The sequence below is a fragment of the Sphingomonas sp. FG14 genome (assembly GCF_057809675.1).
In genome coordinates this window covers 756,191-769,838 of sequence record NZ_JBMDKK010000001.1, presented here as the reverse complement: position 1 = coordinate 769,838, position 13,648 = coordinate 756,191, and the positions used below count along the sequence as shown (strand labels likewise).

The 13,648-nt window shown below is 63.6% G+C and carries 8 protein-coding genes; 7 read left to right on the top strand and 1 reads right to left on the bottom strand.

The features are described from left to right. Positions 1–17: 17 nt before the first annotated feature. The 3 genes from ACODTA_RS03535 (at position 18) to ACODTA_RS03525 (ending at position 5,771) form a co-directional block, all read left to right on the top strand. Positions 18–1,004, top strand: coding sequence for a D-cysteine desulfhydrase family protein (locus ACODTA_RS03535; RefSeq protein ID WP_489064419.1), 987 nt, complete (start codon positions 18–20; stop codon positions 1,002–1,004). Further along, on the top strand, positions 1,001–2,572 hold the full coding sequence (locus tag ACODTA_RS03530; RefSeq protein WP_489064418.1) for an N-acyl-D-amino-acid deacylase family protein: 1,572 nt from the start codon (positions 1,001–1,003) through the stop codon (positions 2,570–2,572). The genes ACODTA_RS03535 and ACODTA_RS03530 overlap by 4 nt, the downstream gene beginning before the upstream one ends. A 301-nt stretch (positions 2,573–2,873) precedes the next feature. Next, complete coding sequence (locus ACODTA_RS03525) at positions 2,874–5,771, top strand: TonB-dependent receptor domain-containing protein (protein ID WP_489064417.1); 2,898 nt, start codon at positions 2,874–2,876, stop codon at positions 5,769–5,771. Between the two features lie 218 nt (positions 5,772–5,989). Here ACODTA_RS03525 and glpD read toward each other — a convergent pair whose 3' ends face one another. After that, entirely contained in the window at positions 5,990–7,453 is a 1,464-nt protein-coding gene (gene glpD, locus ACODTA_RS03520; protein WP_489064416.1) for a glycerol-3-phosphate dehydrogenase, read from the bottom strand. 129 nt (positions 7,454–7,582) lie between these two features. On the opposite strand from glpD, the gene ACODTA_RS03515 reads away from it, so the two are divergent. From ACODTA_RS03515 to ACODTA_RS03500, 4 genes are all read left to right on the top strand, one after another. Continuing rightward, positions 7,583–9,865, top strand: coding sequence for a ribonuclease R family protein (locus tag ACODTA_RS03515; RefSeq protein WP_489064415.1), 2,283 nt, complete (start codon positions 7,583–7,585; stop codon positions 9,863–9,865). Positions 9,866–9,910: 45 nt separating this feature from the next. Next, positions 9,911–11,116 carry a SorA family sulfite dehydrogenase catalytic subunit gene (sorA, locus tag ACODTA_RS03510; protein ID WP_489064414.1) on the top strand — a complete coding sequence of 402 codons (1,206 nt, stop codon included), beginning with the start codon at positions 9,911–9,913 and terminating at the stop codon, positions 11,114–11,116. Beyond that, positions 11,113–11,418: a SorB family sulfite dehydrogenase c-type cytochrome subunit gene (gene sorB, locus ACODTA_RS03505; RefSeq protein ID WP_489064413.1), complete on the top strand. Its 306-nt coding sequence runs from the start codon at positions 11,113–11,115 to the stop codon at positions 11,416–11,418. The genes sorA and sorB overlap by 4 nt, the downstream gene beginning before the upstream one ends. A gap of 147 nt (positions 11,419–11,565) precedes the next feature. Then, positions 11,566–13,632, top strand: a complete 2,067-nt coding sequence (locus tag ACODTA_RS03500) for a TonB-dependent receptor (RefSeq protein WP_489064412.1) — start codon at positions 11,566–11,568, stop codon at positions 13,630–13,632. Positions 13,633–13,648: the final 16 nt, after the last annotated feature.

The window sequence follows — 13,648 nt, the reverse complement described above, 5'->3', positions numbered from 1 at the left end:
CCTTTCCTCGGGCACCGTTGGCACATCTGCCGACGCCGCTCGAACCTTTGCACATTTCGACCGGCAGCCCTCATGACGCGCGGCTGTTCGTGAAGCGTGACGATTGCACTGGACTTGGTTTTGGCGGCAACAAGACGCGCAAGCTTGAATTCGCCATCGGCCATGCGCTGGCGATGGGGGTGGACACGCTGATCACCAGCGGCGCGTGGCAATCCAACCATGTTCGGCAGACGGCCGCCGCCGCCGCGCGGTTCGGGCTGCGCTGCGAGGTCGTCATCTCCGATGCTGCGGGGCGAGAGACGGAGGCATATCGCGCCTCCGGCAATCTGCTGCTCCACAGCCTGTTCGGTGCGCATCTGCATTTCGTCGCCGATGATGGAGACGCCACCATGGCGGGGATCGATCGGCTGGTGGGCGAAGCGACGGCGCGCGGCGAAAAACCCTATGTGGTGACGCTCGGCGTCTCCGACGCGATCGGTTCGCTCGGCTATGCTGAATGCGCACGCGAGCTTCTGGCGCAGTTCCAGGCGCAGGCGATTTCCCCGTCGGCGATCGTGCTCGCGACGGGCAGCGGCGGCACCCATGCCGGACTGCTCGCCGGCCTGCGCCTGCTGGGATCGGCGATACCCGTCATCGGCATTTCGGTGAGCGAGCCGAAGGAGATCAAGTTCGGCAAGGTGCGTACCGTCGCCGATGCCATGCTGGCTCTCTGCGGCGCGCCGTCCAGCGTTGTTCCGGACGCGGATATCGTTGTTCTCGATGACTATACGGGACCGGGCTACGCCATCCCGACGGTGGAGGCGAACGACGCCCTGCGGATGCTTGCCGCCAGCCAGGGGTTGCTGCTCGATCCGGTCTACACCGCGAAAGCCATGGCGGGCCTTCTGGATCTTCTCGGTCGCGGCACGCTCGGCGGTGACGTCGTGTTCATCCACACCGGGGGAACGCCAGCGCTGTTCGCCTATGCCGACGAATTCCCCCTGACAAAGGCCACCTGCCCATGAAACTGATCCTTGCGCTGCTGACGGCCGCGCCGTCCGCCCTGATGGCTCAGGATCTCGCATCCGCGATCAGGGATGCGGGCGGCAGTTTCGACCTGTTGATCGAGGATGCGATGCTGGTCGACGGGACCGGCGCGGCGCCGGTGCAGGCCGATATCCTTGTGGAAGGCGACAGGATCGCCTTTATCGGCGATGTGCCGAAGGGAGCGGCCACGGCGGATCGGACGATCGCTGCGGCCGGACGGACGGTTTCGCCGGGTTTCATCGACACACATACCCATGCCAATCCGCTGACGGATTCGCTCGACGGCTTCCTGGCGATGGGCGTGACCACCGTGATCCTCGGGCAGGACGGCCGCAGCGCGAACATTACCAGGAGCGATGCGCCTTCGTCGCCAGAACGCGATCTCGGCCAGTGGCTGCGCAAGGTTGAAGCCAAGGGCGTCCAACTCAACGTCGCAGTGCTGACGGGGCACGGGACGATCCGGCATCTGGCGGATATCCCCGACTCCGCGCGGGGCCTGACGGCGGAACAGCAGGTCCGCATAAACGCCATACTCGCCGACGAATTGAGCGCGGGCAGTTTCGGCCTGTCGACGGGCCTTGAATATGTGCCAGGCCGTTATGCCGAAACCGCCGAACTGGTGCCGCTCGCGAAGCTCGTCGCCGATGCTGATGGCGTGATCATCAGCCATATGCGGACCGAGGATGATGGACAGGTCGAAGGCGCCGTCCAGGAATTGGTCGATTATGGTGCCAATGCCCGCATCCAGGCGTCGCATCTCAAGATCGTCTTCGGCAAGGGGCCTGAAACCGCGCATCGCCTGCTGTCCTTCATCGAAGAAAAGCAGCGTGCCGGCGCGCGGCTTTCGGCGGACGTCTATCCCTATACCGCCGGCTATGGCGGGCTGGGCCTGATCTTTCCCGAATGGGCGCTTTCGCCCGCCAATTACAAGCAGGTGGTGAAGACGCGCCGGGCGGAGCTTCTCACCTATTTGAAGGCACGGATGACCAAGCGGGGCGGGCCGGGGGCGCTGTTGTTCGGATCCGCGCCGATTGCGGGCAAGACCCTGGCCGATGTCTCCGCCGAACGCGGCAAACCGTTCGAAGAGGTGTTGCTGGATCTCGGCCCGGACGGTGCCCATGGCGCGCATTTCATCATGGATGAGGACGTCCAGGACCTTCTGGTCGCCAGCCCGCTGACCGCGATCTCGACCGATGGAGGGCCGTCGATCCGTCATCCGCGCGGCACCGGCACCTATGCCCGGCTGATCGAGCATTATGTGGAGGGCACCAAGGCGCTGACCCTGCAGGAAGCGGTGCGCAAGAGCAGCAGCCTGCCTGCCGCCGCGATGGGTTTCGGCGATCGCGGTATCGTGCGCGTGGGGGCCAAGGCCGATCTGCTGCTGTTCGATCCCGCCAAGGTGCGCGCGAAATCGGATTATCTGAAACCCTATGAACTCGCTCAGGGCTTCGATGTCGTCATCGTGAACGGCCGGGTAGCGCGAGAGAATGGGGCAACGAGCGTGGGGCGTTACGGAAAGGTTCTGCGCCGCATGCAATCGAGATGACGAGTCCAAGCTGAAGAGGTGGGTCAACCACGCATGTCGGAGAGTGATTTCTGGAGCATCTTCGGGCCAGGTGGGCGCACCTTGCGGCATCGAAGACGCTGAAGCTGAAGGAAATCCGGGGCGTCCGGCGATCCGGCATGATCGTCTGCCTCCACGGGAAAACAATCGTCCGGTCGCGGGCGACTTCTGATCTGAATTGCAACGCTCCGGGCGGCAGCTTCGGGGAGGGCGGCTCCGTGCGCATGCGCGGGACGGAAGCCCTGCTGCGCGCCGCCTCGGTCAATAAAGGGGACTTCAGACTATGCGTACGAAACTGATCAAGGCCAGGTTGTTGGCGAATGGCGCGGCGGCGGTCGTCGCGATCGGCTTGGCGAGCCCGCTGCTCGCGCAGAGCGATGTCGGCGCCACCGATACCGCGGAATCCGCTGACGCCATCGTGGTGACGGGATCGCGCATCGCGCGGCCCGACATCGATGCCAATATCCCGATCGCCGTGATCAATTCCGCCGCACTGGAACAGGACGGTGCGTCGAATATCCAAGACGTACTGCGCGAGATGCCGCAGGTCGGCATCGGCACGACGCGCTCGAATTCGAACTTCTCGGCCACGGGCAATGGCGCAGCTTCGGTCGACCTGCGCAACCTAGGCCCCAGCCGCACGCTCGTGCTGGTCAACGGACGCCGTTTCGTCGCAGGGTTCTCGGGCACGTCGGCGGTCGATCTGAACAACATTCCGACCGATTTCGTCGAGCGCGTCGAGGTCGTGACGGGCGGCACCTCCGCCATTTACGGTTCAGACGCGGTCGCGGGCGTCGTCAACTTCGTGCTTAAGGACAAGATCGACGGCATCACCGCCCGCGCCGAATATGGCCTTACCTCGCGCGGCGACAATCCGCGCTATCTCGTGAGCGTCACCGGAGGAACGAGTTGGGGGGCCGACGATCGCGGTCGCATCGCGCTCAATTTCACGCATGAATCGGACAAGGGGTTGCTGTCCAGGAACCGCGCGATCTCGCGCGAGGACCGTTCGCTAGCGCTTGTCGGTGTGCCGGCATACAGCTCCTACGCGCCGCAAGGGCGTTTCGACCTGCGCACGGCAACGGGCAGCGCCCAGGTCTTCACCTTCGACCAGAGCAATGCGCTCGTCATGGGGTTTCCGCAGTCTCTCGCCTACAACCGCAACTGGGATCGTCGCATCTCGCTGCCCGTGGAGCGCTACATCGCTTCCGCGAACCTGACCTATGAAATCGCGGACAAGGTCACGGCATTCGTCGAGCCGACCTATGGCAAGGTCAAGTCGTCGGCGCTGCTTGAAGCCTATTCGTTCGACTGGAGCTTCATCTACAAAAATGGCGAGCTCGGCATGCCGATCACCAACGCCTATATCCCGGCGTCGATCCAGACCTTGATTGCGTCGCGCAATGCGGATGCCGATCCAGCGAACGACATCAAGGCGATCCAGTTCCGCCGCCGTCAGAACGAGGTCTATAATCGGAGCAACGAGAATGAGCGCGATACCTGGCGCGTTGCCGCCGGCCTTCGCGGATCCTTCGCCAACAACTGGAAATACGAACTCTCCTACGTCTTCGGCAGTATGAAGGACAGCACGACCACGCAGGATATTGACGCACCGCGTTACCGCGCGGCGCTCGATTCGATCGTGGATCCCCTGACCAAGCAGATCGTCTGCCGCGATCCCGCCGCGCGCGCGGCAGGCTGTGTGCCGATCAACCTGTTCGGGTTCAACACGGTGACGCAGCCGGGCGCCGATTATGTGACGGTGCCGCGCTATGCGCACATCAAGAACACCCAGCATGTCGTCTCGGCCAGCTTGACCGGCAGCCTGCTGACCTTACCTGCCGGCGATCTCGGCGTCGCGCTTGGCGCCGAATATCGGAAGGAGAAAAGCTCGACCGACTGGGATCCGATCACCAATCGCGGCGACGGCACCGGCACTCGCTATGACGATCTTGTCGGCCAGTTCGACGTCAAGGAAGTGTTCGGCGAAATCAATGTGCCGATCCTCGCGGACCGCCCGGTCTTCGAATATCTGGGTGTCACCGCAGCCGCGCGCTATTCGGATTATTCGACCGTGGGCACGGTGCTGAGCTGGAACGCCGGCGTCGAATATGCGCCGATCCGGGGGCTTCGCTTCCGCGCCAACTATGCCGAGGCCAACCGCGCGCCCAATGTCGCGGAGCTTTACGCGAGCATCACGGGCGGGGCGAGCGGCGCGACGGTCATCGATCCCTGCGCCGGTACGACTGCTACCAGTACCCGCCCGCAGGATGCGACTTGCCGCGCTATCCCGGGGCTGCTGCAGGAAGCGGCGGCGAATGGCGGCGCATTCACCTATACCTCGTTCGATCTCAACTGGATGGGCATCACCGAAGGCGGCAATCCCAATCTGCGCGAGGAAACCGCCAAGACCCTGACCGTGGGCGCGGTGCTGACGCCGCGCGCATTGCCGGGTTTCAGCCTGTCGGTCGATTATTTCGACATCAAGATCGATGGCGCGGTGGGCTCGCTGCCCGCGCAGATCCTGGTCAACCGGTGCGTCGAGACGGGCGATCCGGTCTATTGCAGCCAGATCCAGCGCTTCCCGACCGGCAAGCTCTACACCATGTCGACCACGCTGATGAATGTCGCCAGCATCAAGACGTGCGGGCTGGACTTCAACCTGAACTACAGTCGTCCATTGGGCCTAGCCGAGGACGACAATATCAGCGTCAACCTGCTCTACACGCGCTTGCTGGCGCTGGAGAAGCAGTCATTCGCCGGCGGGCCTATCGAGGAGAATCTGGGGCAGCTCTATGCGGCAGGCCGGCTGGGCACGGGCTTCAAGAACAAGGCGAGCGCGCGCCTTGCCTATCGCTCTGGCGGGCTGACCGCGAGCTGGCAGGTCACCTATCTGGGCAAGATCCAGGACCGGCTAGGCTATGTCGCAAGCGGCGCGGACAAGGCGTATCTTGAGGGTCTGAACCATGTGGGCGACGTCTTCTATCATGACGTGCAACTCCGCTACGCGATCGGCGAGAAGCGGAATTACGAGGCCTATCTTGGCGTCAACAACCTGTTCGATCGCAATCCGCCGCTCATTCCCGCCGGCTTCGCGTCGAGCGTGACGGGCGTCGAGACCGCCGATGTCTACGATCCCTATGGTCGCCGCTTTTATGCGGGTGTGCGCCTGAGGTTCTGACGGCGATCATGTCGTCCCCGGCAAAAAAAGCCGGGGACGATGGATCACATCCGGTCAGGAGATGTTATTCTCAGGATCCGCGCCACGGTCGCGGCGCATCCAGAGGAAAAGAAAGGTCGCCGCAACGATCAGCGTGGTGAAGATAACGATTGCTTCCGCGGTGTTCATGCCGGTGCCTCATCGATCTTGCTGGGATCATGACGCTAGCGGAGAAGGCGTTAACGAGTCTTAACGCTGTTTTCCCAAAATATTGTAAACGCGTCTCTTTCCTGATCGGTCATATGCAGGCCGATCTTGCTTCGCCGCATCAGGCAATCTTCCGGGGTGCGCGCCCATTCGCGGTCGCGCATCCAGCGCGCCTCGATCTCGGTGAAGCCGGCGCCGAAGTGACGGCCCATGCCAGCCTGGTCCGTCACTGCGGCGAGCATTTCGTGGAGCAGCAGGCCGTAGCTCGCGGCCATGCGCGCGGCGCGCTGCCCGCCCAGGAACGGCCAGCGTGTCTGAACCTCGCGCAGGAATTGCGTCGGGGCGGGGATGGCGCCGCCCGGGAAAACCCGCGCGCGCGTCACCGGATGAGCCATGAAGCCCATCGCGGGCGCGAGTTTCGCGAGCGCATCCTCTGCCAGGTGACGGGCGGTGGTAATCTTGCCGCCGAACACCGACAGCAAGGGTGCGCCCCCGGCATCGAGTTCGAGGACATAGTCGCGCGTGACCGCCTTGCTCTCCGAAGCGCCATCGTCATAGAGCGGCCGCACGCCCGACCAAGTCGAAACGATATCAGCCTCCGCGATCTCCCGCGTGAAATAGCGGTTGGCGGCGGCGATTAGATAGGCGCGCTCATCCGCGTCGATCCGCGTATCCTCGGGCCGTTCGACCGGAATATCGGTGGTGCCGATCATCGTGAAGTCGCCCAGATAGGGGATGGCGAAGACGATCCGGCGATCGGGCTGCTGAAGCATATAGGCATGATCGCCGTCGAACAGACGCGGGACGACGATATGGCTGCCCTTGATCAGGCGAACATGAGCCTGGGTGGTGGCGCCGAGTGTGTCCAGCGTCTGCGCGACCCATGGACCCGTGGCGTTGACGAGCGCGCGCGCCTGCACGGTCCGCCCGTCGGACAATGTCGCCGTCCAGCCTTCGCCGTCGCGATGGGCGGAGAGCAGCGCGGTGCGCGTGGCGATCTCCGCGCCGGCATCGGCGGCATCCATCGCATTGAAAAGGGTCAGCCGCGCATCGTCGACGCGGCAATCGGAATAGACGAAGCCTTTCGCCTTGCGCTTGAGCGGCGCGGTATAGGCCGTGTCGTTCGATGAAAGGCCGCGCGAGCGCGGCAGGCTGATCCGGCCGCCGATCCAGTCGTAGAGCAGCAGCCCCAGTCGCACGAGCAGCCATGGGCGGACGGTATTCTCGTGCGGCAGCACGAAATGCATCGGCCGGATGATGTGCGGCGCCGCCTTCAGCAGCAGTTCGCGTTCCTTCAGCGCCTCGCGGACTAGGCGGAATTCGTAATATTCCAGGTAACGCAGCCCGCCATGGATCAGCTTGGTCGACGCGGATGAGGTATAGGCGGCCAGATCGTCCTTCTCGACGAGCAGGACGGACAGGCCGTTGAGCGCGGCTTCGCGCGCGATCGCGCAGCCATTGATCCCGCCGCCGATGATCAGAAGATCCAAGGTCATCGGCTTTAGCATAGCGGGCTGGCCCGCAGACGGAAGCATGTTTCTGGCAGCGCTGTCATAAGTTCCATTTTTCAGTCCGGTAGCATGTGACGGGGTGACGCTGCGTCTTGCAATCTCTATCTCTGAGCCATGAAAAAACAAAAAAACCATGGCGGCCTTCCAAGCCGCGAACAGATTCTCAAATTCATCACCGACTCATCTCAGCCCGCCGGCAAGCGCGAGATCACCAAGGCGTTCGGGCTGAAGGGGCAGGAAAAGATCCTGCTCAAGGCGTTGCTCAAGGATATGGGCGATGAAGGGTTGATCGACAGTGCCCCCGGCCGCGCATTCCACAAGATGGGCGGCGTCCCCAAGGTGACGGTGCTGCGCGTCGTCGATGTCGATGAGGATGGGCAGGCCTGGGCGGTACCTGAACGCTGGGAGGCCGAAGGGCCGGAACCCCGGCTCCGTGTCAAGGAAAAGAGCCGCAAGGGTGCGCTCGGTGTTGGCGACCGCGTGCTCGCGCGCACCGAGGAAGCGGGCAAGGGTTGGATCGCGCATCCGCTCAAGCAGCTCGCCAGGGGCTCCGAACTGATGATGGGCGTGCTCCATGACGAGGGCGGCCGATTGTGGCTCAAGGGGCTCGACAAGAAGGAGCGGCGCGACATGCCCGTGTCCGATGCGGGCGATGCCGAGGCCGGCGATCTGGTGCTGGCGGAAAAGACCGGCCGGCCGCCGCGCATAACCGCGCGCGTGACGCAACGGCTGGGCGATCCGTTCGAATCACGCAGCTTCTCGCTTATCGCGATTCACAAGCTGGGCATCCCCCATGTGTTCGGCGACGAGGTGCTGGAGGAAGCGAAGCGCGTCGCGAAGCTCGATCTCGGCAAAAATCGCGAGGATTTGCGTCATCTGCCGATCGTGGCGATCGATCCCGCCGACGCGCGCGACCATGACGATGCGGTCTGGGCGGCGCCCGACGATGACCCGAAGAATCCCGGCGGGTGGAAGGCGATCGTCGCGATCGCCGATGTGAGCTTTTATGTCCGCCCCGGTTCGGCGCTCGATTGCGAGGCGAAACGGCGCGGCAACAGCGTCTATTTCCCCGATCGGGTGGTGCCGATGCTTCCCGAAATCCTTTCGACGGACGTTTGCTCGCTCAAGGCCGGCGAGGATCGCGCGGCCATGGCCTGCCATCTGACGATCTCGAAGCAGGGCGAGATCAAGGGCTGGCGTTTCACGCGCGCGGTCGTCCGTTTGGCGGCGAACATTCCTTATGAGAATGCGCAGACGGCGATCGACGCGGCGATGGAGGAAGCCGTCGAACTCGCATCCTCGCCGTGCAGCCTCGATCCCGCCGATCTGGTGACGCATGGCGTGAGCCAGGCGCTGGTGACCGGCACGCTCCAGCCGCTTTGGGCGTGCTGGAAGGCGCTTTACGCCGCCCGCGAGAAGCGGGCGCCGCTCGACCTCGATCTCCCCGAACGCAAGATCGCGTTGGACGAGAAGGGGCGCATCCTGTCGGTCGCTCCGCGCGAGCGGCTCGACGCGCACAAGCTGATCGAGGATTATATGATCGCCGCCAATGTCGCGGCCGCGAAGGCGCTGGAGGCGAAAAAAAACCCGGTCATGTACCGCGTCCATGAGCCGCCGGCGCGCGAGAAGCTGGTGGCGCTCAAGGAATATCTGAAGACCTTTGGTCTCGAATTCGCGCTCGGTCAGGTCATCCGTCCCGACACCTTCAATCATGTCATTCGTCGCGTCGGTGAATCCGATCACAAGCCACAGGTGATGGAGCAGATCCTGCGCACCCAGACCCAGGCCTATTATGCCCCGATGAACCAAGGACATTTCGGGCTGGCCCTGGGCAGCTACGCGCATTTCACTTCACCGATCCGCCGCTATTCCGATCTTGTCGTCCATCGCGCGCTGGTTGCGGCCTACGGGCTGGGCGAAGGTGCGCTCAGCGGTGACGAGGCGGCGACGATGGAGCGGACGGGCGAGCATATCAGCCTGCTCGAACGTCGTGCGATGGAGGCGGAACGCGATACCGTCGATCGCTATGTTGCCGCATATCTGAGCGAGAAGGTGGGCGAGATACTCGATGTGCGGATCACCGGCGTCCAGAATTTCGGCTTCTTCGCGACGGTGGAGGGACTGGGTGGCGACGGGCTGGTGCCTGTCCGCGACCTTGGTGGCGAGTATTTCCGCTATGACGAGGCGACGCACAGCCTGACCGGCGAGGACAGCGAAACGATCTATTCGTCGGGAATGCGGCTGAAGCTGAGGCTGGCGGAGGCCAATCCCGTCAATCGCGCCTTGCGCTTCGAACTGCCGGAAGGGAGGGGGGCGCTTCCGCCCAAACGCCCGGCGCGCGTGATCAAGCGTCGTGGTCGTCCGGCGAATATCCGGCACCAAGGCCGCAAGCGCTAGCGACGCCGCGCCAGCGGGTCTATCAATGTGCGACGATATCGAGGAATGACGATGCTGGAACGGCGACAACTCATGCTCGGGGCGGCAGGTGCTCTCGTTGCCGGATATGCGCGAAACCCACTAAGGGCGGCCGAAACCATCACCTTGCCTTTCGCCAATGGCGAAAGGCCGCTGGTCACCTATCCCGGCAAACGTCCGATGATTGGGTTGACTGCGCGTCCGCCGCAACTGGAAACACCGTTCTCTGTGTTCGGTGAAGGGGTGATCACGCCAAACGACGCCTTTTTTGTGCGCTATCACCTTGCCGATATCCCCTTGGAGATCGATCTCGACGCGTATCGTCTGAAGGTGGGCGGACATGTCGGCACGCCGCTGTCGCTCTCTCTGGCCGAACTCAAGCGCATGCCGACGGTCGAACTCGTCGCGGTCAATCAATGCTCCGGCAACAGCCGTGGTTTCCTGGAACCGCGCGTCGGCGGCGGTCAACTCGGCAATGGCGCGATGGGGTGCGCACGCTGGCGCGGCGTCTCGCTCAAGACGGTGCTCGAACGCGCCGGCGTGAAGTCCGGCGCGGTCCAGGTGACGTTCAACGGGTTGGATAATCCGTTGACGCCGGAAACCGCCGATTTCGTGAAGGCTCTCGATCTGGATCACGCCCGCGATGGCGAGGTGATGCTCGCCTGGGGCATGAACGGTGAGGATCTGCCTTTCCTCAATGGCTTTCCGTTGCGGCTGGTGGTGCCCGGCCGTTTCGGTACGTATTGGGTCAAGCATCTGAGCGAAATCATGGTGCTCGACCAGCCGTTCGACGGTTATTGGATGAAGACGGCCTATCGCATTCCCGACAATGACTGCGCCTGCGTGCCGCCAGGTGGCAAGCCCGACAAGACCGTTCCGATCGGCCGGTTCAACGTCCGCTCTTTCATCACCAGCCATGCCGATGGCGCCGTCGTCGCCGCAGGGCGCGATCTCGCGTTGAAGGGAATCGCCTTTGACGGTGGCGACGGCATCGCTGAAGTCTCGGTTTCGGCCGATGGTGGCGCGAACTGGCACAAGGCTGTGCTTGGCGAGGATCTTGGCCGTTATGCCTTTCGCGAATGGCGAACCTCCTTGCCGCTGGCCGCCGGAGATCATGTCCTGCTTGTGCGGGCGACCAGCCGGGGCGGGGAGACGCAGCCGATGGAGCCGCACTGGAATCCACCCGGCTATATGCGCAACGTGGTCGAACGGGTGAAGGTGAAGGCATCATGAGCCGGGTGCTCGTCATCGCCGGCGCCCTGGCGCTGCTGGCCTCCGGGGCGGCTGTCGCGAAAGTGGTCACGTACACGCTGCCCGAAGAGCGTGAGGCGGTTCTGCCGCCAGGGCCGGGGGCCGATCTGGTGGCCGCGCAGTGCGCGGCCTGCCATTCGCTCGACTATGTGCAGACCCAGCCACGCGGCAAGGGCAAGGCCTTTTGGGATGCGGCGGTGACCAAGATGGTCAAGGTTTATGGCGCCCCGGTCTCGGCCGAGGATGGTGAGGTGATCGCCGCCTATCTGGCCGTCCATTACTGATCACCGACCCCGGGTTTCTCGAACACGCACCAAACCGTTCGTCGATCAGGGCAGCCGGTTCGCCGAAAGGCATGAGGTCATGTCCTTTTTGTGATTGACATGATATATGATCACATTACGAGGGCGCGCGACTCCTCAGGAGACGTCATGAAACCCTCGCTTTCCCTTTTCACCATCCTTCTCGCCACCACCTCGGTATCCGCGTATGCTGCGGACGAAGATCAGCAGCATGGCGATCATGCCGATGCGCCGGAGATCGTGATTACCGCGCTTCAGCGCAATCGCGACGATCTTCTTTCGGGCACCTCGGTGCTTTCTGGAAGTGATCTCGCCGCATCGCGCGCCACCAGCCTGGGCGATACGCTGGCGAAGCTTCCCGGCGTTACCGCCACATCCTTCGGCCCCGCTGCGTCTCGCCCGATCCTGCGCGGCTTGCAGGCCGACCGCATCCGCGTGCTGATCGACGGGATCGGCAGCTTCGACGCATCGTCCTCGTCGGTCGATCATGCCGTATCGATCAATCCGCTGACGGCGGAGCGGATCGAGGTGCTGCGGGGGCCGTCGGCCCTTCTGTACGGATCGTCCGCGATCGGTGGCGTGGTGAGCGTGGTCGACAATCGCATTCCCCGCCGGGTGCCTGACGAAGGCGTGCATTTCCATGCCGATGCCGATTATGGCAGCGCCGCCGAGGAACGCAGGGCGGCAGCCGCGACGGATGTCTCTCTGGGCGGCGGTTTCGTCGCGCATTTCGATGGAAGCTGGTCAAAGTCGGATGATCTGCGCACCGGCGGATATCTGCTGAGCCGCGCGTTGCGTGAGGAGGCTGCCGCATCCCCCAACGCAGAAATCCGCGAACTCGCCGATCTGAAGGGCAGGCTTCCTAACACCGCGACCAAATCCACCGAAGCCGCGTTCGGCGTCGCCTATGTCGGCACTGGAGGCAATATCGGCATTTCGGCCTCGCGGCTGGACAATCGTTATGGCGTGCCGATCCGTTTCTCGCTCGATCCCGATGTCGAGGCGGAGGCGCCGACGCTCGACGTCCGCCAATATCGCTTTGATCTGCGCGCGGAGGTCACCCCGGCATCTGGCTTCCTCGACGCGATCCGGCTGCGCGCCGGCCATGGCGATTATCGCCATTTCGAGATCGAGGATACCGGGGACATCGCCACCCGCTTCTACAACAAGGGGATCGAGGGGCGCCTGGAATTCTCGCAGCGCCGGCAGGGTGCATGGAGCGGCGCGTTCGGTGCGCAGATCCTGACCCGCGATTTCCGTGTGGTCGGCGAAGAGGCCTTCCTGCCGCCGACGAGTACCGAACAGGGTGGTGTCTTCACCGTGCAGAATTTCGATTTCGGCAAGTTCCGCGCTGAAATCGGCGGCCGCTACGAACATAGCAAGGTATTGGCGAAGGCCAGCGAACAGCTCGGCACGCCGGAGGCGCAGCGCAGCTTCAACACCTTCACTGCATCGGTTGGCGGCCTGTACGAGATCGTCGAAGGGGTGCGGCTGGGCGTCAACCTGACGCACAGCGAGCGCGCGCCGACCGCTGAGGAATTGTTCGCCAACGGCCCGCACCTGGCCACCCAGGCATTCGAAGTCGGCGATCCGAGCTTCGGCAAGGAAAAGAGCAATGGCGTCGAGGGACTGATCCGCGCTCGTTTCGGCGGAGCAAGCATCGAGGTCTCCGCCTATTATAACGACTTTTCCAACTTCATCTATCAGGCGCCGACCGGTGAACTCGAAGATGATCTGCCCGTCTATGGCTTCTCGTCGGCCGGCGCTCGTCAATATGGCTTCGAAGCCGAAGCGAACGTGACGCTGGCGGATCTGGGCACGGGCAAAATCGTCGGCGACGCGGTGATGGACTATGTCCGGGTCAAGATCGACGGGCAGGGGCCGGCGCCGTTCATCCCGCCGTTCCGCGTGCTCGGCGGCCTCGAATATCAATCCGATCCGATCATTGGCCGGATCGAGGTGGAGCGTGTCGCGAAACAGGATCGTATCGCCGCGTTCGAGACTGTCACGCCCGGCTATACCATGGCCAACGCCCGCATCGAATGGCGGCCCAAGGGGCCGGACGGTTTCCTGTCGCTTCGCCTGGCCGCCAACAACATCTTTGACGTCGAGGCGCGTCGCCACAGTTCGTTCCTGGCGGACTATGCGCCGCTGGCTGGGCGGGACATCCGCGTCGGCGCCAGCATCCGCTTCTAAACCCGAAAAGCCCTTC

Excerpts from the sequence above, each read along its gene's own strand:
- ACODTA_RS03530 (WP_489064418.1), top strand. The coding sequence starts at position 1,001 with ATGAAACTGATCCTTGCGCTGCTGACGGCCGCGCCGTCCGCCCTGATG.
- ACODTA_RS03525 (WP_489064417.1), top strand. The coding sequence starts at position 2,874 with ATGCGTACGAAACTGATCAAGGCCAGGTTGTTGGCGAATGGCGCGGCG.
- glpD (WP_489064416.1), bottom strand. The coding sequence starts at position 7,453 with ATGACCTTGGATCTTCTGATCATCGGCGGCGGGATCAATGGCTGCGCG.
- ACODTA_RS03515 (WP_489064415.1), top strand. The coding sequence starts at position 7,583 with ATGAAAAAACAAAAAAACCATGGCGGCCTTCCAAGCCGCGAACAGATT.
- sorA (WP_489064414.1), top strand. The coding sequence starts at position 9,911 with ATGACGATGCTGGAACGGCGACAACTCATGCTCGGGGCGGCAGGTGCT.
- sorB (WP_489064413.1), top strand. The coding sequence starts at position 11,113 with ATGAGCCGGGTGCTCGTCATCGCCGGCGCCCTGGCGCTGCTGGCCTCC.
- ACODTA_RS03500 (WP_489064412.1), top strand. The coding sequence starts at position 11,566 with ATGAAACCCTCGCTTTCCCTTTTCACCATCCTTCTCGCCACCACCTCG.